Raw genomic sequence first — 26,173 nt, forward strand, 5'->3', positions numbered from 1 at the left:
TTCCGGTGCCGCACTCGGGGCAACCACGCGCCTCCGGCTGGAGCATCCGCGTCCCTCGCCGGGGCACCCGGTCCCTCACCGAGCCATCCCGTCCCTCGCCGGGGCACCCCTGTCCCCAACCGCGCCATCCGCGTCCCCCGCCGGGGCGGGCTCCCCCTCCCCGCCCGGTCCAGCCTCCCCCTTCTCCTCCGGCGCCCCCCGCAACAGCACCGTGAGCAACCGCACCGCCCCCCTCTTGTGCAGCGGATCGTTCCCGTTGCCGCACTTGGGGGACTGGATGCAGGACGGGCAGCCGGCGTCGCACTCGCAGGAGGCAATGGCCTCGCGGGTGGCGGTGAGCCAGGCGCGGGCGGTGTGGAAGGCGCGCTCCGCGAAGCCGGCGCCGCCCGGGTGGCCGTCGTAGACGAAGACCGTGGGCAGGAGCGTGTCGGGGTGCAGCGGGATCGAGACGCCGCCGATGTCCCAGCGGTCGCAGGTCGCGAAGAGGGGGAGCAGGCCGATGGACGCGTGTTCGGCGGCGTGCAGGGCGCCGCCGAGGATCTCGGGGTTGATCCGGGCCTCGTCCAGCTGGTCCTCGGTGATCGTCCACCACACCGCGCGTGTGCGCAGCGTACGAGGAGGGAGGTCGAGTTTCGTCTCGCCCAGTACTTCACCCGTGATGAGCCGACGACGCAGGAAGGAGACGACCTGGTTGGTGACCTCGACGGAGCCGTAGCACAGGCGGCCGTCGCCCCACGGGATCTCGATGTCCGTCTCCAGCACGGAGATCGACGTGGTGTCGCGGGCGACCGTCGAATACGGCGGGGCGGCCTCCTCGACCAGGGCGACCGAGTCCTCCAGGTCGAGGGAGCGGACGAGATACGTGCGGCCCTGGTGCAGGTGGACCGCGCCCTCGTGCACCGTGCTGTGCGCGGCACCCGCGTCGACCGTGCCGAGCAGCCGCCCCGTCCCGGCCTCGACCACCTGGACCGGGCGGCCGCCCCCGCCGCGGATGTCGGTGAGGTCGGCGGCCCGTTCCCGGCGCGTCCAGTGCCAGGCCTTGGTGCGGCGGCGCAGCAGCTTCGCGGCCTCCAGTTGCGGCAGCAGCCCTTCGGCCTCAGGGCCGAACAGCGCCAAATCCTCGTCTGTCAGGGGGATTTCCGCGGCCGCCGCGCACAGGTGCGGGGCCAGGACGTACGGGTTGTCGGGGTCGAGGACCGTCGACTCCACCGGTCGGTCGAACAGGGCCTCGGGGTGGTGGACGAGGTAGGTGTCCAGCGGGTCGTCCCGGGCGACCAGGACGGCCAGCGCGCCCTGCCCGGAGCGGCCGGCCCGCCCCGCCTGCTGCCACAGGGACGCGCGCGTGCCCGGGTAGCCGGCGATCAGTACGGCGTCCAGGCCGGAGACGTCGATGCCGAGTTCGAGGGCGGTGGTGGCGGCCAGGCCGAGGAGTTCGCCGGAGTGGAGGGCCTGCTCCAGGGCGCGGCGCTCCTCGGGGAGATAGCCGCCGCGGTACGCCGCGACACGCCGGGCGAGGGAGCGGTCGACCTCGGCGAGACGTTCCTGGGCGATGACCGAGATCAGCTCGGCGCCGCGCCGGGAGCGGATGAAAGCGACCGTGCGGATGCCTTGGACGGCGAGGTCGGTCAGCAGGTCGGCGGTTTCGGCAGTGGCGGTACGGCGGACGGGGGCGCCCTTCTCGCCCTGGAGCTCGGTGAGCGGGGGCTCCCAGAGGGCGAAGACCAGCTCGCCGCGTGGAGAGGCGTCGTCGGCGACCTCCACGACCGGGAGCCCGGTGAGGCGGCGGGCGGCCACCGCGGGCTCGGCGGCGGTCGCGGAGGCCAGCAGGAAGACGGGAGAGGCGCCGTAGCGGGCGCACAGGCGGCGCAGTCGGCGCAAGACCTGGGCGACGTGGGAGCCGAAGACGCCGCGGTAGGTGTGGCACTCGTCGATGACGACGTACTTCAGCGACTTGAGGAAGGAGGACCAGCGGGGGTGGGACGGGAGTATGCCGCGATGCAGCATGTCGGGGTTGGTCAGGACGTAGTTGGCGTACTGGCGGATCCACTCGCGTTCCTCGAATGGAGTATCGCCGTCGTACACGGCGGGTCGAACAGAATTGCCCAGCGGATGTGAAAGTTCCTTCACCGAACGGCACTGATCCGCCGCAAGAGCTTTGGTGGGAGCGAGGTAGAGCGCGGTCGCGCCGCGGCCGTTCGGGGCCTCGGAGCCGTCCAAGAGCGTCGAGAAGACCGGCACGAGGTAGGCCAGGGACTTGCCGGACGCCGTGCCCGTAGCGACGACCACCGAGTCGCCGTCCAGGGCGTGCTCGGCAGCCCGTGCCTGGTGAGCCCAGGGATGTTCGATTCCCGCCGTCTGCACAGCGGCGATGACCTCCGCGCGGATCCGGTCCGGCCAGACGGCATGGCGGCCCTCGCGCGGGGGCACATGCTCCGTATGAGTGATGCGCGAAGCCCGGCTCGGCCCCGAGGCGAGTCGGCCCAGCACCGTGCCCGGGTCCACCCTGGATACGGGGCCCGTCGGGGATCGATCGGATCGGTGATTCTTGGCCATCGGCACCGAGTGTGTCACTGGCGTGACGGACAATGGGACCAAGGCGTCGTGCACGCCTGCCGGTAAGTGATTGAATGCCATCGCGGCTGGCGAACCGTCCTGGGGGCTGCAAGCCGAGGTGTCCCGAGGGGCGACCGCTCGATAGCAAGGTGCTGGAGGATCCGTGGACCTGTCCCTGTCGACCCGTACCGTCGGCGATCGTACGGTCGTCGAGGTCGGTGGCGAAATCGACGTATATACCGCGCCCAAGCTGCGCGAGCAGCTGGTCGAGCTGGTGAACGACGGGAGTTTCCACCTCGTCGTCGACATGGAGGGCGTGGACTTCCTCGACTCCACCGGGCTCGGCGTGCTGGTCGGCGGCCTGAAGCGCGTGCGTGCCCATGAGGGCTCACTGCGCCTGGTCTGCAACCAGGAGCGCATTCTGAAGATCTTCCGCATCACCGGTCTCACCAAGGTGTTCCCGATCCACACCTCGGTCGAGGAAGCGGTGGCGGCGACCGACTGACCACCGAACCGGGCCCGCCGTACAGCGGGCCCGGGGCGGCAGAAGTTGAAGAAGTGAAGGGGGATCGGGCTTTCGGCGGCCCGGTCCTCCCGACAGCACGCCCGTAGTTCGGAGGGGGATGCATGGCCACCGTTGAACTCCGCTTCAGCGCGCTGCCCGAGCACGTCAGGACCGCCCGGCTGGTGGCGGCAGCGGTGGCGCGCAGGGCCGGAGTGGACGAGGCCGTACTGGACGAGGTCAGGCTCGCCGTCGGTGAGGCCTGCAGCCGGGCCGTCGGACTGCATCAGAGCGTCGGCATCACGGCGCCGGTGAAGGTGGCGCTGATCGAGGAGGAGAAACAGTTCTCCATCGAGGTCGGCGACGAGGCGCCGCACATCGTCCCCGGCGAGCGGGCACCCGGCGCCGCGGGCGACGACGGTGACGTGGAGGCCGAGGAGGACGAGATGGGCCTCGCGGTCATCAGCGGTCTCGTCGACGACGTGGAGGTCTCCGCCGGGGAGCACGGCGGGTTGATCCGTATGACCTGGCCGACCACGCCGCCGGCCGCGGTGCTCTCCTGAACGACCCACCGCACCCACCTCTTGAGCGAAGGGGCCCTGCTGAGCAGGGCCCCTTCGCGTTTACCGGGTCAGTGCGGGGGAATTCGTGAAGGAATTCACGATCGATCTTCCGATAATTGATCAAGCTCTCCATCATTTGATCAAGCGGCAATGTTGGCGTCAACGGTTTTAGGGCATTAGCGCTTTCGGGTTCAGTGGCGTGACGTCGATCATTTGCTGAACGGCATGTGAAGGCCAATTCCGTTTACCGCCATCTGTTTTGATCAGGTTCCGGTACCTAGAATCCGTCCACATCTTGAGCTCAGCCCAAGCGTCAAGGAGGACGAATGGCGGGGCTTTCTACCCCTCATCAGCTTGACCACCCCACAACCCTCGCAGCGGCGGTGCTGACCGACGACAACCGGATCATCATCACGATCATCGGCGTCGTCGCACTGGCAGCGCTCGTGGTCGCCGGCGTCCTGGTGCGCCAGGTGCTAGCGGCGGGCGAGGGCACCGACAGCATGAAGAAGATCGCGGCAGCGGTCCAGGAAGGCGCGAACGCCTATCTGGCCCGGCAGTTGCGCACACTCGGCGTATTCGCCGTCGTCGTGTTCTTCCTGCTCATGCTGCTGCCCGCGGACGACTGGAATCAGCGCATCGGCCGATCGGTGTTCTTCTTGATCGGCGCGGCGTTCTCGGCGGCCACCGGTTATATCGGCATGTGGCTCGCCGTCCGCAGCAATGTGCGTGTCGCCGCGGCCGCACGGGAAGCGACCCCGGCGCCGGGAGAGCCGGAAAAGGATCTCACCGCCGTCTCGCACAAAGCCATGAAGATCGCTTTCCGCACGGGCGGCGTCGTCGGCATGTTCACGGTGGGGCTCGGTCTGCTGGGCGCCTCCTGTGTAGTGCTGGTGTACGCGGCCGACGCGCCGAAGGTGCTTGAAGGATTCGGTCTAGGTGCCGCACTGATCGCGATGTTCATGCGTGTCGGCGGCGGCATCTTCACCAAGGCCGCCGACGTCGGCGCCGACCTGGTCGGAAAGGTCGAACAGGGCATTCCGGAGGACGACCCGCGCAATGCCGCGACCATCGCCGACAACGTGGGCGACAACGTCGGCGACTGCGCCGGTATGGCGGCCGACCTGTTCGAGTCGTACGCCGTGACCCTGGTGGCCGCGCTGATCCTCGGCTCGGCGGCCTTCGGCGACTCCGGGCTCGCCTTCCCGCTGATCGTGCCCGCGATCGGCGTGATCACCGCGATGATCGGCATCTTCGCAGTGGCCCCGCGGCGCAGTGACCGCAGCGGCATGACGGCGATCAACCGCGGGTTCTTCATCTCCGCGGTGATCTCGATCGTGCTCGTGGCAGCGGCCGTATTCATCTATCTGCCGTCCTCGTACGCCGATCTCGACGGCGTCACCGACGCGGCGATCGCCGGCAAGGACGGCGACCCGCGGATCCTCGCGCTCGTCGCGGTGGCCATCGGTATCGTGCTGGCCGCCGTCATCCAGCAGCTGACCGGCTACTTCACCGAGACCAACCGCCGTCCGGTCATGGACATCGGCAAGACCTCGCTCACCGGTCCCGCCACCGTCGTCCTCGCCGGCATCTCCGTCGGCCTGGAGTCGGCCGTCTACACCGCGCTGCTGATCGGGCTCGGCGTGTACGGGGCGTTCCTGCTCGGCGGTACGTCGATCATGCTGGCGCTGTTCGCGGTGGCCCTGGCCGGCACCGGCCTGCTCACCACGGTCGGCGTGATCGTCGCCATGGACACCTTCGGGCCGGTCTCCGACAACGCGCAGGGCATCGCCGAGATGTCCGGCGACGTCACAGGTGCGGGTGCTCAGGTGCTCACCAACCTGGACGCGGTCGGCAACACCACCAAGGCCATCACCAAGGGCATCGCCATCGCCACCGCCGTCCTGGCGGCAGCGGCGCTCTTCGGGTCGTACCGCGACGCCATCACCACCGGCGCGCGGGACGTGGGCGAGAAGCTCAGCGGCGAAGGCGCGCCGATGAGCCTGATGATGGACATCTCGCAGCCGAACAACCTCGTCGGCCTGATCGCGGGCGCGGCGGTCGTCTTCCTCTTCTCCGGACTCGCCATCAATGCCGTGTCGCGGTCGGCGGGTGCCGTGGTGTACGAGGTGCGGCGGCAGTTCCGCGAGAAGCCCGGGATCATGGACTACAGCGAGAAGCCCGAGTACGGCAAGGTCGTCGACATCTGCACCAAGGACGCGCTCCGGGAGCTCGCGACGCCCGGTCTGCTCGCCGTGATGGCGCCGATCTTCATCGGCTTCACGCTCGGCGTCGGCGCTCTCGGTGCCTTCCTCGCGGGCGCGATCGGCGCCGGCACGCTGATGGCGGTGTTCCTCGCCAACTCCGGTGGCGCCTGGGACAACGCCAAGAAGCTCGTCGAGGACGGCCACCACGGCGGCAAGGGCAGCGAGGCCCACGCCGCCACTGTGATCGGCGACACGGTCGGCGACCCCTTCAAGGACACCGCCGGTCCCGCGATCAACCCGCTGCTGAAGGTGATGAACCTGGTCGCGCTGCTCATCGCGCCCGCGGTCATCCAGTTCAGCTACGGCGAGGACAAGAACGTCGGCGTAAGGGTCGCGATCGCCGTACTGTCGCTCCTCGTGATCGTCGGCGCGGTCTACGTCTCCAAGCGGCGCGGCATCGCCATGGGTGACGAAGACAACGCCGAGAGGGTGGCCAAACCGGTCGACCCCGCGGTGGTTTCATAGGCGGTCTTACGACGGCCCAGCTCAACGGGCGGGCGGGCGGCGCGCATTGACGTGCCGCCCGCCCGCCTCGTGCTTGTTCACGCCCTCGCCGTGACCCTTCTCTCACATGGTGCAAAGGCCGCGAAAAGTAACGCAAGGAACGTTCGGCGTGTGGCTGTCTTGTGCCCGGTGTGTAAAGTCCGGGGGCCGAGAGCCATGGAAGGGACCGATCCGGTGAACAAGAAGCTCGCGGCCGCACTGTCCGGCGGTGCGGTACTGGCACTGGCACTGACGGGATGCACGGGCGACGAGGGCAACCCGGAGCTGGACGCCTGGGCCAAGAAGGTCTGCGACGCCGTGCCGGCGCAGAACGCGAAGATCTCGGCGGCCTACGTCGCGATCACCAAGGCGGCCAAGGACACCACCAGCACGCCCAAGGAGCTCCAGCAGGCCGACTCCCAGGCCTTCCAGGACCTCGCCGACGGCTACAAGGCGCGCGCCGCGGTCATCGACACCGCCGGGGCGCCTCCCGGCGTCGAGGGCGGCGCGAAGGTCCAGCGGGACGTCGTCAAGCAGCTCACCGACCTCTCCGCGGCCTACGCCGACCTGAAGAAGCAGGTCGACGGGCTGAACACGAAGGACCAGGCGAAGTTCGCGTCCGGTCTGAAGGACGTCTCGGCCGAGATGAAGCAGGTGGAGACCCAGCGCAAAAGCGCGGTCAAGGCGCTGAAGAAGCTGGAGTCCGGTGACACCAAGAAGGCGCTGACGTCGCAGGAGGGCTGCAAGCAGGCGGTCGCTTCGGCGTCCGCGCCGGCCGCCGACAGCTGAGCCCTCACGGGGCGGGCGGGGGCGGACACGCGTCACAATGAGGGGCGTGAGTAACTCCGGCCTGCCTGCCCTGCCCGCATCCGATCGCCCCGATGTCGCCGCCCGGCTGCGGGACGCCCTGCTTCGGGCCTCCTTCACCGCCGACGGGCTGCTCGAGCTGCTCGGTGCGCCCGCGTACGCGGCGCTCGCGCGGAGCGAGACCGTGCCCGCGCTCCGGGCGACCCGCGGAGACACGCCCCTGGAGGCGCTCGTACGGCTGTTCCTGTTGCAGCAGCCTGTGCCGCACGCGCGCGTGGCGGACGTTCTGCCCGTCGACGGGTGCCTGGAGAGCGGGTGGCTGGTCCGGGCGGGCGGCGACTCCGGTGACGACCTCGCCGCGACCGTGGACGTACGGCCGTACGGCGGGCCCGGGGGCGAGGACTGGTTCATCGTGTCCGACCTGGGGTGCGCGGTCGGCGGGGCGGGCGGCATCGGCAGCAAGGACGAGGGCGTGGTCCTCGGCGTCGGCGGCGCCTCCACGACCCTCGCCGGCATCACCGTCCGTACGCCCGTCGCCTCCGCTCTTGACCTCGGCACCGGCTCCGGCATCCAGGCGCTGCACGCCGCGCAGCACGCCACGCGCGTGACGGCGACCGACCTCAACCCGCGCGCGCTGCACATCACCGCGCTGACGCTCGCGCTGTCCGGCGCCCCGGCCGCGGATCTGCGCCAGGGGTCGCTGTTCGAGCCGCTCAAGAACGGTGAGACGTACGACCTGATCGTGTCGAACCCGCCGTTCGTGATCTCGCCGGCCGCGCGGCTGACGTACCGGGACGGCGGGATGGGCGGGGACGATCTGTGCCGGTCGATCGTTCAAGGGGCGGGGGAGCGGCTGAACGAGGGCGGGTTCGCGCAGTTCCTCGCCAACTGGCAGCACGTGGAAGGGGAGGACTGGCAGGACCGGCTGCGGTCGTGGGTGCCGCGCGGGTGCGACGCCTGGATCGTGCAGCGCGAGGTCCAGGACGTCACGCAGTACGCCGAGCTGTGGCTCAGGGACGCCGGCGACCACCGGGGGGACCTGGCGGAGTACCAGGCGCGGTACGACGCGTGGCTGGACGAGTTCGAGGCGCGCAAGGTGAAGTCCGTCGGGTTCGGGTGGATCACCCTGCGGAAGACATCGGCCGCCGTGCCCTCGATCACGGTGGAGGAGTGGCCACATCCGGTCGAACAACCACTCGGGGACACGATCCGGGCGCACTTCGAGCGGCTCGACTACTTGCGCACGCGTGACGACGCCGCCCTGCTGGAGGACCACTTCAAGCTCGTCGCCGAGGTCGTGCAGGAGCAGGTCGGGCTGCCCGGCGCCGAGGACCCGGAGCACGTCGTCCTGCGCCAGCACCGCGGCATGCGCCGGGCCACCCAGGTGGACACGGTCGGCGCGGGTTTCGCGGGCGTGTGCGACGGTTCGCTGAGCGCGGGCCGCATCCTGGACGCGATCGCCCAACTCATGGGCGAGGACCCGGTATTGCTGCGCGACCGTACGCCCGCGCAGATCCGGCTGCTGGTGGAGCAGGGGTTCCTGGAACCGGCCTGAGCCCGTGGATGCCCAGGCGGTCGTACGGAGTTCGGTGCCGCTGACGGCTGTTCAGGGCGGACCGGGAGGGAGATTCCTCGGCCCGGCGATGGAGGAGATCAAAAACAAAATTGAAGTCGATCTGGGCGCCGGGCCCGGAGGGGACCGTCTATGGCTGGATCCCGTCCGAGGAGGATCGGGAAGAGAGCTTCAACAAGATCGTGCGCGCGGTCAGCAGGACTGGCGACAAGAAGACGACCGAAAAGATACCCGCGCCCTGTGAACTATGAGGCCGTTGAGGTCCCTGAGAGGAGGCGGGTTCGTGAGGCTGCCGTGGCCGCTGAGCCCGCAGGGCTCCGCCGCCTCGCAGTCCACAGCCGTGTCGGCCCCGCGTTCACCTGGGGTTCGCCTGTGCGCCGCCCGCGCGTGTCAGCCTCGCCGGGCTGGGCACTCGCGGATCGGAGAAAAGGGGCAAGCGGAACCATGGAAAGGGGACCGGCGATCTTCGCCGGGGTCGTGTTCGCCCTGTTCGGGAGCGGGCTGCTGATGTGGACGGCGGTCCGGGTACGGCAGCGTCAGCCCGTGGCCCACGGTGTGAGCCCTGTCGCATCGGCGACGCTCGCGGGCCTTGTCTCGGTGACCGCGTTGATCATCGGAACCTGGTGCTTCGCCCGCCTCTGAGAACGGCCCGCGAGCTGCGGGGCCGATAATTGGGAGCCTGTCTTCCGGAAAGGCTCGAAAAGACCGGTGGGCACTCCGGGCGGCAGGAATGGCGGAAGTCGGGTTACCGTTCGAGTGGCCGTTGCGGGCTTTTCCCGTTTGACAACGGGGCGGGATGTACCGTCACACTCCGCAGCGTCACCTACCTGACCCCGGGATGTAGGCCTGGGGAGGCCCCAGCGTCGACCGGAGAGAAGAGCGAAGTTGTCCCCGACCAGCGAGACCGCACAGGGCGGCCGCCGACTCGTCATCGTCGAGTCGCCTGCCAAGGCGAAGACGATCAAGGGCTACCTGGGCCCCGGCTACGTAGTCGAAGCGAGCGTCGGGCACATCCGCGACCTCCCCAACGGCGCCGCGGAGGTGCCCGAGAAGTACACCGGCGAGGTCCGCCGCCTCGGCGTGGACGTCGAGCACGACTTCGAGCCGATCTACGTCGTCAACGCCGACAAGAAGGCCCAGGTCAAGAAGCTCAAGGACCTGCTGAAGGACTCCGACGAGCTCTACCTCGCCACCGATGAGGACCGCGAGGGCGAGGCCATCGCCTGGCACCTCCAGGAGGTGCTCAAGCCCAAGGTCCCGGTCAAGCGGATGGTCTTCCACGAGATCACCAAGGCCGCGATCCAGGCCGCCGTCGCCAACCCGCGCCAGCTCAACCAGAAGCTGGTCGACGCCCAGGAGACCCGCCGCATCCTCGACCGCCTCTACGGCTACGAGGTCTCGCCGGTCCTGTGGAAGAAGGTCATGCCGCGCCTGTCGGCGGGCCGTGTCCAGTCCGTGGCCACCCGGCTCGTCGTGGAGCGGGAACGCGAGCGCATCGCGTTTCGTTCTGCTGAGTACTGGGACCTGACGGGCACCTTCGCGACCGGCCGCGCGGGGGACTCGTCGGACCCGTCGTCGCTGGTCGCCCGCCTGCAGACCGTCGACGGCAGGCGGGTCGCGCAGGGCCGCGACTTCGACTCCCTGGGACAACTCAAGAGCGCGAACACCCTCCACCTCGACGAGGCGAACGCCCGCGCCCTCGCCGCCGCCCTGGAGAACACCCGGTTCTCGGTCAGGTCCGTCGAGTCCAAGCCGTACCGCCGCTCGCCGTACGCCCCGTTCCGTACGACGACGCTGCAGCAGGAGGCGAGCCGCAAGCTCGGCTTCGGCGCGAAGGCGACCATGCAGATCGCGCAGAAGCTGTACGAGAACGGCTACATCACGTACATGCGTACGGACTCCACGACGCTGAGCGACACCGCCATCGCCGCGGCTCGTGCCCAGGTCACGCATCTGTACGGCGCCGACTACCTGCCGCCCCAGCCGCGGACGTACGCCGGGAAGGTCAAGAACGCGCAGGAGGCGCACGAGGCGATCCGCCCCTCCGGCGACCGCTTCCGCACGCCTGCCGAGACCGGGCTGACCGGCGACCAGTTCAAGCTCTACGAGCTGATCTGGAAGCGGACGGTCGCCTCCCAGATGAAGGACGCCACCGGTAACTCGGTCACCGTCAAGATCGGCGGCGCGGCGGCCGACGGCCGGGACGTCGAGTTCAGCGCCTCCGGCAAGACGATCACCTTCCACGGCTTCCTGAAGGCGTACGTCGAGGGCGCCGACGACCCGAACGCCGAGCTGGACGACCGCGAGCGCCGGCTGCCCCAGGTCAACGAGGGCGATCCGCTGAGCGCCGAGGAGATCACGGTCGACGGGCACGCCACCAAGCCCCCGGCCCGCTACACCGAGGCCTCGCTGGTCAAGGAGCTCGAAGAGCGCGAGATCGGCCGCCCGTCGACGTACGCGTCGATCATCGGCACGATCCTCGACCGCGGCTATGTGTTCAAGAAGGGCACGGCACTCGTCCCGTCCTTTCTGTCCTTCGCCGTGGTCAACCTCCTGGAGAAGCACTTCGGGCGGCTCGTCGACTACGACTTCACCGCCAAGATGGAGGACGACCTCGACCGCATCGCCCGCGGCGAGGCGCAGGCCGTGCCGTGGCTGAAGCGGTTCTACTTCGGCGAGGGCACCAGCAACGGCGACGCGGCCGACGCCGGCAACGGCGACGGGGACCACCTCGGCGGCCTCAAGGAGCTGGTGACCGACCTGGGCGCGATCGACGCACGCGAGGTGTCGTCGTTCCCCCTGGGCAACGACATCGTGGTACGCGTCGGGCGGTACGGCCCGTACATCGAGCGCGGCGAGAAGGACACCGAGCAGCACCAGCGCGCCGACATCCCGGACGACCTCGCGCCGGACGAGCTGTCCGTCGAACTGGCCGAGGAGCTGCTGGCCAAGCCCAGCGGCGACTTCGAGCTGGGCACCGACCCGTCCACCGGGCACACGATCGTCGCCAAGGACGGCCGTTACGGCCCGTACGTCACCGAGGTGCTCCCCGAGGGCACTCCGAAGACCGGCAAGAACGCCGTCAAGCCGCGTACGGCCTCGCTGTTCAAGTCGATGTCGCTCGACACGGTGACGCTGGACGACGCGCTCAAGCTGATGTCGCTGCCGCGTGTCGTCGGCACCGACGCCGAGGGCCAGGAGATCACCGCGCAGAACGGCCGCTACGGGCCGTACCTGAAGAAGGGCACGGACTCGCGTTCGCTGCAGTCCGAGGAGCAGCTCTTCACGATCACCCTCGAAGAGGCGCTGGCGATCTACGCCCAGCCCAAGCAGCGGGGCCGCGCGGCCGCCAAGCCGCCGCTGAAGGAGCTGGGCGAGGACCCGGTCAGCAAGAAGCCGGTCGTCGTCAAGGACGGTCGCTTCGGGCCGTACGTCACCGACGGGGAGACCAACGCGACCCTGCGCTCCGGCGACAGCGTCGAGACCATCACCCCGGAGCGCGGCTTCGAACTGCTCGCCGAGAAGCGCGCGAAGGGGCCCGCCAAGAAGACGGCGAAGAAGGCCCCCGCGAAGAAGACGACCGCCAAGAAGGCCGCCCCGGCCAAGAAGACGGCCGCCAAGAAGACCGCGGCCAAGAAGACGACCACGGCTGCGAAGAAGACGACGGCGAAGAAGACTGCCGCCAAGAAGGCGACGGCCTCCAAGTCGGCGGCGGAGGACTGAACCGTCCTCAGAGCGAGGGCCGACCGGTCTCCGTGAGGGCCAACCGGGGTCTCACGGCGGCCGGTTGACGGTCCGGTTCTTCACTTCCGGTTCGCAAAACGAACGCCTCGGCATCAGTTTGGTGTCGAGGCGGGCGTACGTTCGGGCGGGCGCGCCGGGCTGTCAGTGCGTCCCGATAGGCTGAAAGCATGACCCGAGCCGAGCAGACAACGGCCTCCAGCCCCGCCCCCGACGACGCCCTGCTCGCGGACTCCCGCGAGCGTGCCGTCCGCGCCCTGCTGCGCCGACCGCAGCTCAAGCGGCTGTGGAGCGCGCAGTTGGTGGGCGGTGTCGGCGACATCCTCGCTCTCCTGGTGCTGGTTCTGCTGGCCCTTCAGGCGGCGATCGCCGAAGGGTCGTTCGGCGGTGGGTACCGGGGCGTGGCGTTCGCAGTGGCGACCGTCTTCGGGGTGCGCATCCTGGCGACCCTGCTGTTCGGCGCCGTACTCCTCGGCCCGCTGACCTCGCTCACCGCCCAGGAGGGCCCGCTCGACCGGCGCTGGACCATGGTCGGCGCGGACGGTCTGCGCGTCGCCCTGCTGATCGTCGCGCCTCTGTGGATCGACTGGACGCCGGACAACGCACTGGCCGTCCTCCTGGTCACCGTCTTCGTGACCGGCGTCGCCGAGCGTTTCTGGACGGTGTGCCGGGAGAGCGCGGCGCCCGCGCTGCTGCCGCCCCCGCCGCCGGAGGGCGCGACGGTACGACCGCTGCCGGACCACATGGACGCCCTGCGCCGCCTGTCGCTGCGTACGGGCTTCGTGGCGATCCCGCTGGCCGCCGCCGCACTCGTCGTCGCCGCACTGCTCAACAACCTGCTCGGTGCCGGACTCGACTGGTTCGAGCAGCACCAGGCGGCCCTCGCGTCGTATGTCGCGGCCGGACTGTTCGCCGCGTCCCTGTCCGTGCTGACCTTCCTGGAGCTGCCCGACACGCGCACCCCGCGCGCGCGGTCGCCGCTCGAGGGGCTGCGCCGGCCCAAGACCGGCTCGGGCGTCGACAAGGGCCGTACCGGCGCGATCCCGCTGCTGGTGCTCGCCTGCGCGGCCGTCGCCGGGGCGGTGTCCGCCGCGGTCGCCGTGGCCGTGCTGCACGCCAAGGACCTGGGCGGCGGGCCGGTGCTCTACGGCCTGCTGGTGCTCGCACTGACCGGCGGCGTGGTCGTCGGCATCCGTACGGCGCCCTCCGTGCTGCCCGCCCTGTCACGGCGCCGGCTGCTGGCGCTGGTCATCGCCTTCACCGGCATCGCGCTGCTGGCCGCGGGACTCGTCCCCGACGTCACCACCGTGCTGCTGATCATCGCCCTGGCCGGGATCGGCGCCGGCATGGCCGCCAACACCGGGCACACCCTCCTCGACCAGGAGGCCGAGGAATTCCGGCGGCCGCGCACGACCGAGCATCTGCACGCGGTCGTACGGGTCTGCGTGGCGCTCGGCGCGGTGATCGCGCCGCTGGTGGCCGCGCTCATCGGGCCGCACCGGCTGGAGAGCGGCAAGTTCGTCTTCGCGCACGGCGGTGCGGCGTTCACGCTGATGCTGGTGGGGGCGCTGCTGCTGCCGGTGGCCGCGCTGGTGCTGGCCAAGGTCGACGATCGCTCCGGCGTGCCGTTGCGGCAGGACCTGCGGGACGCCGTGCTCGGCGGGGACGACCCGGAGCAGGTGCCCGCGACGTCCGGCTTCTTCATCGCCCTGGAGGGCGGCGACGGCGCCGGGAAGTCCACGCAGGCCGAGGCGCTGGCCGAGTGGATCCGGGGCAAGGGCCACGAGGTCGTCGTCACGCGCGAGCCCGGGGCGACCCCCGTCGGCAAGCGGCTGCGGTCGATCCTGCTGGACGTGTCGAGCGCGGGGCTGTCGCACCGCGCGGAGGCGCTGCTGTACGCGGCGGACCGCGCGGAGCACGTGGACACGGTCGTCCGGCCCGCGCTGGAGCGCGGCGCGGTCGTCATCTCGGACCGCTACATCGACTCCTCGGTCGCCTACCAGGGGGCCGGCCGTGACCTGTCCCCGACGGAGATCGCCCGCATCAACCGCTGGGCGACCCACGGCCTCGCCCCGCATCTGACGGTCCTGCTGGACGTCTCGCCGGAGGTGGCCCGCGAGCGGTTCACCGAGGCGCCGGACCGGCTGGAGTCGGAGCCGGCGGAGTTCCACGCGCGCGTGCGGTCCGGTTTCTTGACGCTGGCCGCGGCCGACCCCGGCCGGTACCTGGTGGTGGACGCGGGCCAGGAGCCCGAGGCGGTGACGACGGTCATCCGGCACCGGCTCGACCAGATGCTGCCGCTGTCCGAGGCGGAGATCCAGGCGCAGGAGGAAGCGCGCCGCAAGGCCGAGGAGGAGGCCCGCCGCAAGGCCGAGGAAGAGGCCGCCCGCAAGGCCGAGGAGGAGCGCCTGGAGCGCGAGCGCCAGGAGCAGCTCGCCCGGCTGCGTGCCGAGGAGGAGGAGCGCAAGCGGCGCGAGCTGGAGGAGGCGCAGCGGCGCGAGGCCGAACGGCAGGCGGAGGAGGCCCGGCAGCGGGCCGAGGAAGCGCGTCGGCGGGCCGAGGAGGAGCGGCAGCGGCTCCTCGCGGAGGAGAAGGTGCGCGCCGAGGAAGAAGCGCGCCGCAAGGCCGAGGAGGAGCGGCGCCGCAAGCAGGCCGAGGAAGAGGCGCGGCTGCGGGCCGAGGCGGAGGCGCTCCGTCTGGAGAAGCAGCGCAAGGCGGAGGAGGCTCTGCTGCGCGCCGAGGAGGCACGCCGGCTCGCGGAGCAGGCGGCGGCCGCCGCGGAGGCGGGGCCGAAGCCCGCGGGGCCCGGGACCGGGGCTGCCTCGGGGGACGCGGCGACCGTGCCTACGCCGGTGGTGACGCCGGGGAAGGCGCCGGGCGGGGCGTCGGACGAGACGACCGTGCTGCGGCCGGTGCGCGATGACGAGCGCGGCGGTAAGCGGCCTTCGGCGAAGCGTGGCGCCGGGGAGTCCGACTCCGAGGTGACGACGAAGCTGCCGCAGCCGCCGGTGCCGCCGGGGGCTGCTGATGAGACGGCTGTGTTGCCACCGGTGCCGCCGGGGGCTGCTGATGAGACGGCTGTGTTGCCACCGGTGCCGCCGGGGGCTGCTGATGAGACGGCTGTGCTTCCGCCGGTGACGCCGGGCGCTGCTGATGAGACGGCGGTTCTGCCTCCAGTGCCGCCGGGGGCGGCGGACGAGACGGCGGTCCTGCCTCCGGTGCCGGGGGAGGGGTCTGCGGATCGGGTTCCGCCGGGGTTCTTCCGGAACGAGGAACGTACGCGTGAGCTGCCTCAGGTCGACGAGGCGGGAGCGCCTCGGCGGAGGGCTCGGTCCGACTGGGCCGAGGAGACGCCGCTGGATGATCTGCCGACGCTGGCGGACGAGTTGTTGGGGCCGCATGAGGACGAGGACGACGAGGGGGGCCGCGGGAAGGGCCGGCGGCGCTGAGGCCGGCCGGATCTGAGGCCGGTTTCTCAGGTGGGCGGTGCTTCGGCCGGCGCGGGGTTGGATCGCTCGCCCGCGCTTGCGGGTGCCGCTCTCTTCGGGACGGGAGCCGCCCCAGCGGCACGACTGCCCGCAGCTGTACGCGGCTCGACCGGCGAGATCGTGCGCCCCGGGCTCCCCGCCCGCTGTCCGGCAGGTCGTCGCCCGCGCGGACCCCGTTGTCAGTGCCGCCCCCCACAATGGAATCCGCGACGCGAAATGTGGACGCGAGATGTGACGGAAGGGCGGCGTGACCCGTGACCGTATGGGACGACCTGGTCGGGCAGGAGAAGGTGAGTGAGCAGTTGGATGCTGCCGCACGGGACGCCGACGCCCTCGTCACCGCCGTTGCCGCCGACACGCCGCTCCCCGAGGCGTCCAAGATGACGCATGCCTGGTTGTTCACGGGCCCGCCCGGGGCAGGGCGGAATCAGGTGGCGCGGGCCTTCGCGGCCGCCTTGCAGTGCGTCAGCCCCGACCGTGCTCTCGGCGGATCCCCCGGATGCGGTTTCTGCGACGGGTGCCATACGGCGCTCGTAGGCACGCACGCCGACGTCACCACCGTCGCCGCCGTCGGCACCCAGATCCTCGCCGACGACATGCGGGACACCGTCCGCAAGTCGTTCACCTCGCCGGCGAACGGCCGCTGGCAGGTCATCCTCGTCGAGGACGCCGAGCGGCTGAACGAGAAGTCCGCCAACGCCGTCCTGAAGGCCGTGGAGGAGCCCGCTCCCCGTACCGTCTGGCTGCTGTGCGCCCCCTCCATCGAGGACGTCCTGCCCACCATCCGCTCCCGCTGCCGCCACCTGAACCTGCGCACGCCCTCGGTGGACGCCGTCGCCGACATGCTCGTACGGCGTGACGGCATCGAGCCCGACGTCGCCGCCGCGGCGGCCCGCGCCACGCAGGGGCACGTCGACCGGGCCCGCCGCCTGGCCACCGACCCGGCCGCGCGCGAACGCCGGGCCGCCGTCCTCAAGCTGCCCCTGCGCCTCGGTGACGTCGGAGGCTGCCTCAAGGCCGCCCAGGAACTCGTGGACGCCGCCGCCGAGGACGCCAAGCAGCTCGCCGAGGAGATGGACGGCAAGGAGACCGAGGAGCTGAAGGCGGCGCTGGGCGCGGCCCAGGGCGGCAGGATGCCGCGCGGCACGGCGGGCGTGATGAAGGAGCTGGAGGACAAGCAGAAGCGGCGCCGCACGAGAACCCAGCGAGACAGCCTCGACCTCGCCCTGACCGACCTCACCGCCTTCTACCGCGATGTCCTCGCCCTCCAGCTCGGCTCCCGCGTCGCCCTCGCCAACACCGACGCCGAGGACGCCCTGGAGCGCCTGGCCCGCGACAGCTCCCCCGAGTCCACGCTCCGCCGCATCGAGGCGATCGCCGCCTGCCGCGACGCCCTCGACCGCAATGTGGCGCCACTGCTGGCGGTGGAGGCGATGACCATGGCACTCAGAGCGGGCTGAGACGTCCCGCTGCCTGCCCGGACGTCCCCCGACACTGATCAACAGCAGATTGACCATGTAACTCGTACGAGCCGTGATGTGCACGCACAGCATTCAATTCACTGCACAGAGTTACGCTCGGCGAATGCACACCAGGCGCAGCTCTTCAGTCAGCCCGGACCCGAGCCCGACCGGGCCCGGCCGCCCACGCAACCGCCGCTCCAGCCCTCGGCGAACCCGCATGGTCGGCGCCTTTCTCGCCGCCGCAGCGATGATCGTCTCCGCCTGCACCTCCGGCGGGTCGACGAACTCGGGGAACCCGGCGGCCGAGGCGGCCCTGGCCGCGCTGGCGCCGCTGCCCCGCTCGACGCCGGCCGCGCTCGCGCCGTACTACGGGCAGAAGCTGACCTGGCGCAGCTGCGGGGCACCCGGCTTCCAGTGCGCCACGATGAGGGCGCCGCTCGACTACGCGAAACCGGACGCCGGGAGCATCCGGCTCGCCGTGGCCCGCAAGAAGGCGACGCAACCGCGCGAGCGCCTCGGATCGCTGCTGGTGAACCCGGGCGGCCCGGGCGGCTCGGCGGTCGCCTACCTCCAGCAGTACGCGGGGATCGGCTACCCGGCCGAGGTGCGCGCCCGTTACGACATCGTCGCGGTCGACCCGCGCGGGGTCGCCCGCAGTGAGCCCGTCAAATGCCTCGACGGGCGGGCGATGGACCGGTACACGCAGACCGACTTCACGCCCGACGACGAGAAGGAGACCGAGGAGCTCGTCGGTGCGTACAAGAGGTTCGCGGAAGGGTGCGGAGCCGACGCGGCCCGGGTCCTGCGCCATCTCTCGACCGCCGAGGCGGCCCGGGACATGGACATCCTGCGGGCGACGCTGGGGGACGAGAAGCTGACGTACGTGGGGGCGTCGTACGGGACCTTCCTCGGGGCGACGTATGCCGGGCTCTTCCCGAACCGGGTGGGCAGGCTGGTCCTGGACGGTGCGATGGACCCCTCCCTCCCGGCCCGCCGCATGAACCTCGACCAGACGGCGGGATTCGAGACGGCGTTCCAGGCGTTCGCGCGGGACTGCGTGCGGCACCGGGACTGCCCGCTGGGCAAGAAGGCCGCCGACGTCGGCAAGAACCTGAAGTCCTTCTTCGAGAAACTCGACGCGAAGCCCATTCCGACCGGCGACCCGGACGGCCGTGTACTCGGCGAATCCCTCGCCACCACCGGCGTGATCGCGGCGATGTACGACGAGGGAGCCTGGGCGCAACTGCGCGACGCGCTGTCCGCAGCGATGCGGGAGAACGACGGCGCCGGCCTGCTCGTCCTCTCCGACAGCTACTACGAGCGCGACGCCGACGGCCGCTACACGAACCTGATGTTCGCCAACGCGGCCGTGAACTGCCTGGACCTCCCGGCTGCCTTCGCCACCCCCGACGAGGTACGCCGATCCCTCCCCGCCTTCGAAAAGGCGTCCCCCGTCTTCGGTGAGGGCCTCGCCTGGGCCACCCTGAACTGCGCGTACTGGCCGGTGGCCCCGACCGGGGAGCCGCAGCGCATCGAGGCCAAGGGCGCGGCCCCGATCGTCGTGGTCGGCACTACCCGCGACCCGGCGACCCCGTACCGCTGGGCCCGGGCCCTCTCCCGCCAGCTCTCCTCGGCCCGCCTGCTCACCTACGAGGGTGACGGCCACACCGCGTACGGGCGGGGCAGCGCGTGCATCGACAAGACGATCAACGCCTACCTCCTCCGCGGGACGCCGCCCACCCGGGACAAGCGCTGCTGACAGCCGCCCCGGACGGCCCCAGAGGACACGACTCCGGGGCCGGGTGCCGGCTGTTCGGGGCCCTGGATGCGGTGGTACGGAGCACTCCAGAAACTGTGTAGACTTACCGACGTTGCTGATCGCACCATAGTGCGGACGGCGCGCCGCCTTAGCTCAGATGGCCAGAGCAACGCACTCGTAATGCGTAGGTCTCGGGTTCGAATCCCGAAGGCGGCTCCACTTGAACCCCAGGTCATGTCTATGACCTGGGGTTTCTGCGTTGTTGTGCTCACTGGGTCGCGCGTGTCCGCGTCGATCGGCTGGACCGATGCGGCAGGGTTGTTGTCCATTTCGCTGGTCCGGACAGCGGCGCCCACCCCGGCTCCCCGGTCGGTTCCGACTGATCAGTCGAGGCTGCGTGTTGAGCGCGGCAGGACCGCGCTGGATGTCGCCTCCCGTAACCGCTCGGCCCACCCGAAGGTGGAGGGGCGGCTCAGTGCCGCCGGGTCCGGCTGTGAGGGGGGTTGTCGGGGGACCGACTCTCGCAGACCGGTCGTCTCCTGGTGGAGCGTCTGCGGGTGTGGGCGGGGGAGTTCAAGGACGGTGCAGCCGTCGGCGTTGATCCGTCGTATGAGATCTCGTGCGACATCATCGTGAAGCGAGAAGACGAAGGGCCCCGGCACCAGCACCGCCTGGTACACACCCGCGGCGACGAGCAGGAGCAGTTGCCTCAGCTGAGGAAGCGGTCCACGGGACGGGCGACCGTTGTCCAGATAGCAGTCCGGTTCGGGCAGCCCCGACTGCACGGCGTGACGACGCAGGGCCGCATGGTGAAAGGACATCTCCCAGCTGTCGTACGGATAGCAGCGCAGGTAAGCCGCCGTCCGGATCATGTCGTTGCGGTGTATCGGGGCGTTCAAATGCGGCTCCTGGTGGTGGGGCCTCTGGTGGGGCCTCCGCATGCGGCCGGGAGGCGGGACTGCCCGACGGCTGTGCGTTCAGCGGACAACGTCGATCAACAGGGCGGCAATCAGGAGGAGCCGCTCATGGCCTCGTGATGTGCACCGTGTCCCCGGAGCCGCCCCCGGCTCGCACCTCGATGCGGACGCCGGTGGACGGGTCGGTGAAGGTCTGGCCGGGCCGGTGCGCGGCCATGTCCAGGGCGCCGCAGCCCGACGAGGGAGGGGCGGCCGGGGTGGCGGGCATGATTCGGATCGGGCCCTCTCCGGTCTGGGTGGCCGAGTCGACCTTGTAGATCAGGACGCCCGTCGAGCACGGCTCCGGATCGTTGGCCCTGGCCCGGCGGGACTCGGCCACGTACGCCGTCGTCTCGCCGGTACGGACCACCGCGATCTTGGTGCCACCCGGTCGCTCCACGGGAGTCAGCCGAACCGTCCGTCGGCCCGGTGCGGCCAGGCAGTCGACCTGGTGGTCCTGCGTCCAGCCGAGTTTCCAGGAGTGCCAGCCGAGGTACTGCGGGGCGTGGCCCGCGATGTTGCCCATGACGTCCCAACCGCCCACGTAGCGGTGGGTCTCACCGGTGAAGGCGTACAGGTCGGGCAGCCCGAATGTGTGTGCCGTCTCGTGGGCGGCGACCTTGTGGCCCCAGCGCCACATGTCCTGGCCGAAGGTGACGGCCCACTTCAGGCGGGTGCCGTCGGCCGTGATGCCGGACGTGCTCGGGTCGTACAGGTACGTGGGTGAGAAGGAGATCGCCGGCGCGGCCTTCGGGGCCACGAGATAGACCATGTTGTAGCCGGAGAAGTCGGCGTACGGGTCGGCGGCCGTGATGGCGTCGCGCACGTACCGTTCGTGTGTCTCGAAGGTCAGACCGCGTTCGAAGCCGTAGGAGGTGGATGGCGCGGGCATGCGGATCCAGCGGTGCAGTGGGGCGATGTCCAGCCGGGCGCGGCCGTAGGAGGCTCGGCGCATCCAGTCGGCGGCGGGGGCGAGTTGGTCGGCGTAGGGCTTGGTGGAGTCGGTGGCCCGGGCGTCGGGGAAGTCGACGAAGAGGGTGAGGACGCGCAGCCTGCCGGTGGACCGCTGGAACTGGACCCGGTCGGTGTCCCGGCCCTCGTCGGTCCAGCCGGTTCTGCCGGGCAGGGCGCAGTCCTCGGCGACGGGCGTCGGCTCGGGACGAGCGTCGGGTTGTGCCTGCGCTGTGGCGGCAGCTGTGGCGAGACACAGGGCCAGGGCGGTGGCGGGTAGAGCCCGCAGGGTGGTGGGGAGGCCAGGCATGGGGGTGGTCCCTTCCGGATCGGGGAGCCTTCAGTCGGTGCTCAAGGGGGTGGGTTGTCGGGCGGATCGTGCTCGCGCAGGCCGCCGCCGTCAGGCGCGGCCCGCCACCAGGTCCATGAGGCGGGAGAGCACGCGGCTGCCCGAGGCGGTGATGCCGTCGTGCTCCCACTCGTTGGTGATCCAGGTCCGAACGGAGCCGACGTCCCGCGCGGTGCGAAGGGAGAGCCCGGTGTCCACGTACATGTCGTCGTGGTAGACCATCGCCGCGAGGGGGACCGCGTTGGCGGCCAGGCGGTGCCGGTCGTACAGCGGCGGCCAGTCCGTCCACTCGGCCAGCAGATCGGCCGCCTCGGCCAGAGGGCGCAGCCCGGCGATGTCCTGGAACATCCAGGGATAGATCATTTCGCCGGTGAGCATCAGGGGGTCCGCGTCCTCGGCGAACTCGGGGAATGCGGTCATCGCTCGCGCCGCGGCCCAGCCCGTGGGCTTGTCGCCCTGCCCGTAGAGGGTCTCCTGCAATACGGCGAACAGCGGATTGTCCGTGAAACCGGTCAAGGTCATCACCTGGTGCAGGAAGGTGTCGGTGAACTCCCCGTGGGCGTCGAGCGCTTCGTCGAGGAGCCAGTGCACTCGTTCGAAACCGTCGCCCATACCGAAGGCGAGGCCGAGCGTGCGCAGTCGGCGGGGGGTGAGCCGGTCGCCGTTGGGCAGGCGGACATCGGTGGTCGCCAGTACGTCGGACATCTCGCGCAACAGGCGGGCGTCGTCGGGGTATCGGTCGTAGTACGCCAGGACACGATCCGCCACGCGGGGATATGCGCGGGCGTAGACATCGTCGGCGGTGGCGGTCAGGCCGGGCAGACCGCCCGCGACGTAGCACGCCCGCAACCCTTCGGGAGCGTAGGACAGATACGTGAGGGTGACGAAACCGCCGTAGCTCTGACCCAGCGTCTCCCAGGGCTCGTCGCCGCAGAGTTCGCGGCGGATCAGCTCGGCGTCCGCGACGATCGAGTCGGCCCGGAAATGGGTGAGGTATCCGGCGAGTTGGGCCGCCGTGGCGAACCGGCGGGCCACGCGGGCGGTGACGGGTGTGGAGCGGCCGGTGCCGCGCTGGTCGAGGAACAGGACGCGGTGCGTCTTCAACGCGTGCTCCAGCCAGCCTGGGGAACCGGCGGACGGGCGGGGCGACTTGCCGCCGGGGCCGCCCTGGAGAAACAGCAGCCAGGGGAGTTGCCCGCCCGCACGGGCGGGGTCCACGACCTCGCGGGCGAACACCTGGATACGGGTTCCGTTCGGAGTCGCGTGGTCCAGGGGCACGCTGAAGAGATGGTCGGTGGTGGCGTACGTCGGGTTCATGCAGGTCCCTTCACGGCCAGTGCGGCAGGGGCCGGGCTGAGACGGCGGCCCCGTGAGCATGTGACGTGTGACGTTGTACTGGTCCCCAGGGTGCTGTACCAGGGGCTTCGCCGACAGCCTCCGCTTGGTCATAACCCCGCGTTATGCGGCGAGGCGGCGTGCGGACAGATCGCCCGACGGCGCGCGGACAGGACCGCCCGACGGCGCGAGGGATCAGAGCCGTCCGACGGCCCCGCTCAGCGGGTCGTGCGCGGCTTCCGCCCGGTGCCGGCGCCCCGCTTGACCGCCGGCTCCTCCTCCTTGCCCTTCGCCCACAGCGAGCGCACATGGCCGAGATGACGCGCCATGCACTTCTCGGCGCCCTTGGCGTCGCCCGCCAGCATCAGATCGAGGAGTTCCAGGTGCTCCTCGGCCGACGGGATCAGCTGGTCGCGCTCGTCCAGGACCGTCAGGCCGTACAGGCGCGAGCGCTTGCGCAGATCGCCGACCGTTTCGACGAGACGGTCGTTGCCGCAGAGCGCGAGCAGGGAGAGATGGAATTGACGGTCCGCTTCCAGGTAGCCGATGAGATCGTGGTCGCGCGCGGCGCGCACGATCTCGTCGGCGACAGGGCGGAGGGCTTCGAGGTCCTCGCGGGCCGCGGTGCGGGTGATCAGGCCGATGGTCGGGACTTCGATCAGGGAGCGGATCTCGGTGTACTGGTCCAGGTCGCGCTCGTTGACCTCGGTCACCCGGAAGCCCTTGTTGCGGACGGGCTCGACCAGACCCTCGCGGGCCAGGTCGAGCATGGCCTCGCGCACCGGGGTGGCGGAGATGCCGAAGTCCTCCGCGAGCCCCGGCGCGGAGTAGACCTCGCCGGGGCGGAGTTCGCCGGAGATGAGGGCGGCCCGCAGGGCGTGGGCGACCTGGTCGCGCAGCCGCTCCCTGGTGGTGATGAGGTTGCGGTGCTTCAGGTGCCCCATGGTGCGTCCTGTTCCTGTGTCCTGCGTGCCCGGCGGATCGCCAGCGTACAATGTCACGTTGTCTGCGCAGGTGTCAGGGTGTAGGTGCGGGAGAGGGCGTAGAAGTCCAGGGCGGCGCGTCCCTGCTCGCGCGGGCCGTGGCTGGATGCCTTCGCGCCGCCGAAAGGCAGATGGAAGTCCACCCCGGTGGACGGTGCGTTGACGCGGATCATGCCGGTGTCCAGGTGGTCGAGCCCGTGCAGTGCCGCATCCAGGTCGGCTGTGTGCACCGAGGTGACGAGGCCGTGGCGTACGGAGTTCGCGACGCGCACGGCTTGCTCCGGATCGGAGGCGGTCAGCAGGGCCGCGACGGGGCCGAAGACCTCCTCCTGCAGCAGTGGATGGGCCGAGGGGAGGTTCTCCACCAGCGTGGGCATCGCATACCAGCCGGGGAGGTCCGGTCGGGCGCCGCCTGTGAGGACATGCGAGCCGTCCCGTGCCGCCTCCACCCGGGAGCGGGCCTGCTCGGAGATCAGGGGTCCGCACACGGTGGCGGGGTCGGCCGGATGGCCCACCGGGAGGGTGCGCAGCACCTCGACGAGGGCGTCGCGCAGGGGGCCGAGAGCGCCGCCGACCGCGATGACCCGGCTGGTGGCCGTGCACTTCTGCCCCGCGTATCCGGCGATGGCGGTGGCGATGTGGGCGGCGGCCTGCCCGATGTCCGCGTCCGGCAGGACGATGGCGGCGTTGAGCCCGCCCATCTCGGCCTGGACGGGAACGCCCCGGCCGGTGGCGGCGCGGACCACCGCACCACCGACCGCGGTGGAGCCGGTGAAGGAGACGACGTCGGCGGTCGAGACCAGCGCGTTGCCTTCGACAGCGCCTCCGGGGATCACGGTGAACACCCCCTCCGGGAGCGCCTGCTGGATGATCCCGGCCAGGCGCTGGGCGCAGGCGGTGGCCTCGGGCGCGGGTTTGAGCACGGCCGCGTTGCCGACCGCCAGCGCCGGGGCCGCTTTCCAGCTCGGAATGGCGTAGGGGAAGTTCCAGGGCGTGATGAGCCCCCGCGACACCGTGCGGGCGGCGCCGGGTCAGCAACAGCCCTGGTCCGCCCGCCGTTTCGTGTACGGCCCCGGTGGGCTCGTAGGGGGCCTGGGCGTAGTAGCGCCAGATCGCCGCGGTGCGAGCCACTTCGGCCCGTGCCTCGGCGAGCGGCTTGCCCACCTCCCGGACGGCGAGCGCGGCCAGTTCCTCGGCCGCTGCCTCGACTTCGGCGGCGATGGTGCCGAGCGCGGTCGCGCGGGCGGTCGATCCGGCGCGGAGCCAGCCGCGCTGGGCTGTGCGGGCCCGCTCGACCGCGTCGGCCGTGGCGAAGGCTCCGAGCGCCGGGACCTCGGCGACGACGTCGGAGGGGTCCGCCGGATTGTGCGAGACGAGGAGGGACGGGGCTGTGGTCACAGCAGGAAACCTCCTGGGAAGGGGTCGTCCGGGTCGAGGAAGTACTGTGCGGTGCCGGTGACCCAGGCGCGGCCGGTGACGGTCGGGACCACGGCCGGCACCCCGCCGACCTCCGTCTTGCCGATCAGGCGGCCCGTGAACCGGGTACCGATGAACGACTCGTTGACGAAGTCGCGGCCCAGGGGCAGCTCGCGGCGGGCGTACAGCTGAGCCATCCGGGCGGAGGTGCCGGTGCCGCACGGTGAGCGGTCGAACCAGCCGGGATGAATGGCCATGGCGTGGCGCGAGTGGCGCGCGTTCGAGCCCGGGGCGGCCAGATAGACGTGCTTGACGCCGCCGAATTCCACACGGTCCGGGTGGACGGGCCGACCGGGTGAGGCGTTGATCGCGTCCATGATGGCGAGCCCCGCGGCGAGGAGGTCGGCCTTGCGGGAGCGGTCGAACGGCAGGCCGAGCGCGCCGAGTTCGACGAAGGCGTAGAAGTTCCCGCCGAAGGCGAGGTCGTAGGTCACCGTCCCGTACCCGGGCACCTGCACCTTGCGGTCGAGTCCTGCGCAGAATGCGGGCACGTTGGTGAGCGTGACGGCCTTCGCCGCACCGTCCTCGACCTGGACGTCGACGGTGACCAGGCCCGCCGGCGTGTCGAGGCGGACCGTGGTGACGGGCTCGACGACCGGCACCATCCCCGTCTCGACAAGGACGGTGGCCACGCCGATGGTGCCGTGCCCGCACATCGGCAGACAGCCGGAGACCTCGATGAAGAGCACCCCGTGGTCGGCGTCGGGCCGCGTCGGCGGCTGGAGGACCGCCCCGCTCATGGCGCCGTGGCCACGCGGCTCGCACATCAGCAGCGTGCGGAGGTGGTCCATGTGCTCGATGAAGTGCAGCCGTCGCTCGGCCATGGTGGCGCCGGGGATGACCCCGACACCACCCGTGATGACGCGGGTGGGCATGCCCTCGGTGTGCGAGTCGACGGCATGGAAGACATGACGAGTGCGCACG

Annotated in this window: 16 protein-coding genes, 1 tRNA gene and 1 pseudogene; 11 read left to right on the plus strand and 7 right to left on the minus strand. The window is 70.9% G+C overall.

Annotated elements, in window-relative coordinates:
* Window positions 1-75: 75 nt before the first annotated feature.
* Window positions 76-2,634 (minus strand): DEAD/DEAH box helicase, encoded by a 2,559-nt coding sequence (locus ACQEV2_RS23440; RefSeq protein WP_433044798.1) that lies wholly within the window; start codon window positions 2,632-2,634, stop codon window positions 76-78.
* 82 nt (window positions 2,635-2,716) lie between these two features.
* Here ACQEV2_RS23440 and bldG point away from each other — a divergent pair, with 82 nt between their 5' ends.
* The 11 genes from bldG (at window position 2,717) to ACQEV2_RS23495 (ending at window position 19,418) form a co-directional block, all read left to right on the plus strand.
* Complete coding sequence (gene bldG / locus ACQEV2_RS23445) at window positions 2,717-3,058, plus strand: anti-sigma factor antagonist BldG (RefSeq protein WP_003975386.1); 342 nt, start codon at window positions 2,717-2,719, stop codon at window positions 3,056-3,058.
* Between the two features lie 122 nt (window positions 3,059-3,180).
* The gene (locus ACQEV2_RS23450; protein ID WP_433044801.1) at window positions 3,181-3,618 is read left to right on the plus strand and encodes an ATP-binding protein; all 438 of its coding nucleotides are present in this window, start codon (window positions 3,181-3,183) and stop codon (window positions 3,616-3,618) included.
* A gap of 326 nt (window positions 3,619-3,944) precedes the next feature.
* Window positions 3,945-6,350: a sodium-translocating pyrophosphatase gene (locus tag ACQEV2_RS23455; RefSeq protein WP_433044804.1), complete on the plus strand. Its 2,406-nt coding sequence runs from the start codon at window positions 3,945-3,947 to the stop codon at window positions 6,348-6,350.
* A 195-nt stretch (window positions 6,351-6,545) separates the two neighbouring features.
* A complete protein-coding gene (locus tag ACQEV2_RS23460; RefSeq protein WP_433044807.1) occupies window positions 6,546-7,157 on the plus strand; it encodes a small secreted protein in 612 nt (203 codons plus the stop codon).
* A 37-nt stretch (window positions 7,158-7,194) separates the two neighbouring features.
* Window positions 7,195-8,730 carry a DUF7059 domain-containing protein gene (locus ACQEV2_RS23465; protein ID WP_433044810.1) on the plus strand — a complete coding sequence of 512 codons (1,536 nt, stop codon included), beginning with the start codon at window positions 7,195-7,197 and terminating at the stop codon, window positions 8,728-8,730.
* A gap of 462 nt (window positions 8,731-9,192) precedes the next feature.
* Window positions 9,193-9,390, plus strand: a complete 198-nt coding sequence (locus ACQEV2_RS23470; RefSeq protein ID WP_433044813.1) for a hypothetical protein — start codon at window positions 9,193-9,195, stop codon at window positions 9,388-9,390.
* 243 nt (window positions 9,391-9,633) lie between these two features.
* Entirely contained in the window at window positions 9,634-12,471 is a 2,838-nt protein-coding gene (gene topA / locus ACQEV2_RS23475) for a type I DNA topoisomerase (RefSeq protein WP_433044816.1), read from the plus strand.
* 188 nt (window positions 12,472-12,659) lie between these two features.
* Window positions 12,660-15,938: a dTMP kinase gene (gene tmk, locus ACQEV2_RS23480; protein WP_433044819.1), complete on the plus strand. Its 3,279-nt coding sequence runs from the start codon at window positions 12,660-12,662 to the stop codon at window positions 15,936-15,938.
* A gap of 293 nt (window positions 15,939-16,231) precedes the next feature.
* Window positions 16,232-17,437 (plus strand): DNA polymerase III subunit delta', encoded by a 1,206-nt coding sequence (locus tag ACQEV2_RS23485; protein ID WP_433044822.1) that lies wholly within the window; start codon window positions 16,232-16,234, stop codon window positions 17,435-17,437.
* A 124-nt stretch (window positions 17,438-17,561) separates the two neighbouring features.
* On the plus strand, window positions 17,562-19,199 hold the full coding sequence (locus ACQEV2_RS23490) for an alpha/beta hydrolase (RefSeq protein WP_433044825.1): 1,638 nt from the start codon (window positions 17,562-17,564) through the stop codon (window positions 19,197-19,199).
* Window positions 19,200-19,341: 142 nt separating this feature from the next.
* Window positions 19,342-19,418: transfer RNA gene (locus ACQEV2_RS23495), tRNA-Thr, on the plus strand.
* A 164-nt stretch (window positions 19,419-19,582) separates the two neighbouring features.
* Here ACQEV2_RS23495 and ACQEV2_RS23500 read toward each other — a convergent pair.
* The 6 genes and pseudogenes from ACQEV2_RS23500 to ACQEV2_RS23525 form a co-directional block, all read right to left on the minus strand.
* Complete coding sequence (locus ACQEV2_RS23500; RefSeq protein WP_433044828.1) at window positions 19,583-20,098, minus strand: hypothetical protein; 516 nt, start codon at window positions 20,096-20,098, stop codon at window positions 19,583-19,585.
* Between the two features lie 124 nt (window positions 20,099-20,222).
* Window positions 20,223-21,416 carry a M6 family metalloprotease domain-containing protein gene (locus ACQEV2_RS23505; RefSeq protein ID WP_433044831.1) on the minus strand — a complete coding sequence of 398 codons (1,194 nt, stop codon included), beginning with the start codon at window positions 21,414-21,416 and terminating at the stop codon, window positions 20,223-20,225.
* Window positions 21,417-21,506: 90 nt separating this feature from the next.
* On the minus strand, window positions 21,507-22,772 hold the full coding sequence (locus ACQEV2_RS23510) for an alpha/beta fold hydrolase (protein WP_433044834.1): 1,266 nt from the start codon (window positions 22,770-22,772) through the stop codon (window positions 21,507-21,509).
* 236 nt (window positions 22,773-23,008) lie between these two features.
* Complete coding sequence (locus ACQEV2_RS23515; protein ID WP_433044837.1) at window positions 23,009-23,734, minus strand: GntR family transcriptional regulator; 726 nt, start codon at window positions 23,732-23,734, stop codon at window positions 23,009-23,011.
* 53 nt (window positions 23,735-23,787) lie between these two features.
* Window positions 23,788-25,171, minus strand: a pseudogene (locus ACQEV2_RS23520) (aldehyde dehydrogenase family protein).
* Window positions 25,168-26,172, minus strand: coding sequence for a proline racemase family protein (locus tag ACQEV2_RS23525; protein WP_433044840.1), 1,005 nt, complete (start codon window positions 26,170-26,172; stop codon window positions 25,168-25,170). The pseudogene ACQEV2_RS23520 and the gene ACQEV2_RS23525 overlap by 4 nt, the downstream one beginning before the upstream one ends.
* Window position 26,173 lies beyond the last annotated feature (1 nt).

The organism is Streptomyces sp. CA-251387, from assembly GCF_050936625.1.
GTDB lineage: Bacteria > Actinomycetota > Actinomycetes > Streptomycetales > Streptomycetaceae > Streptomyces.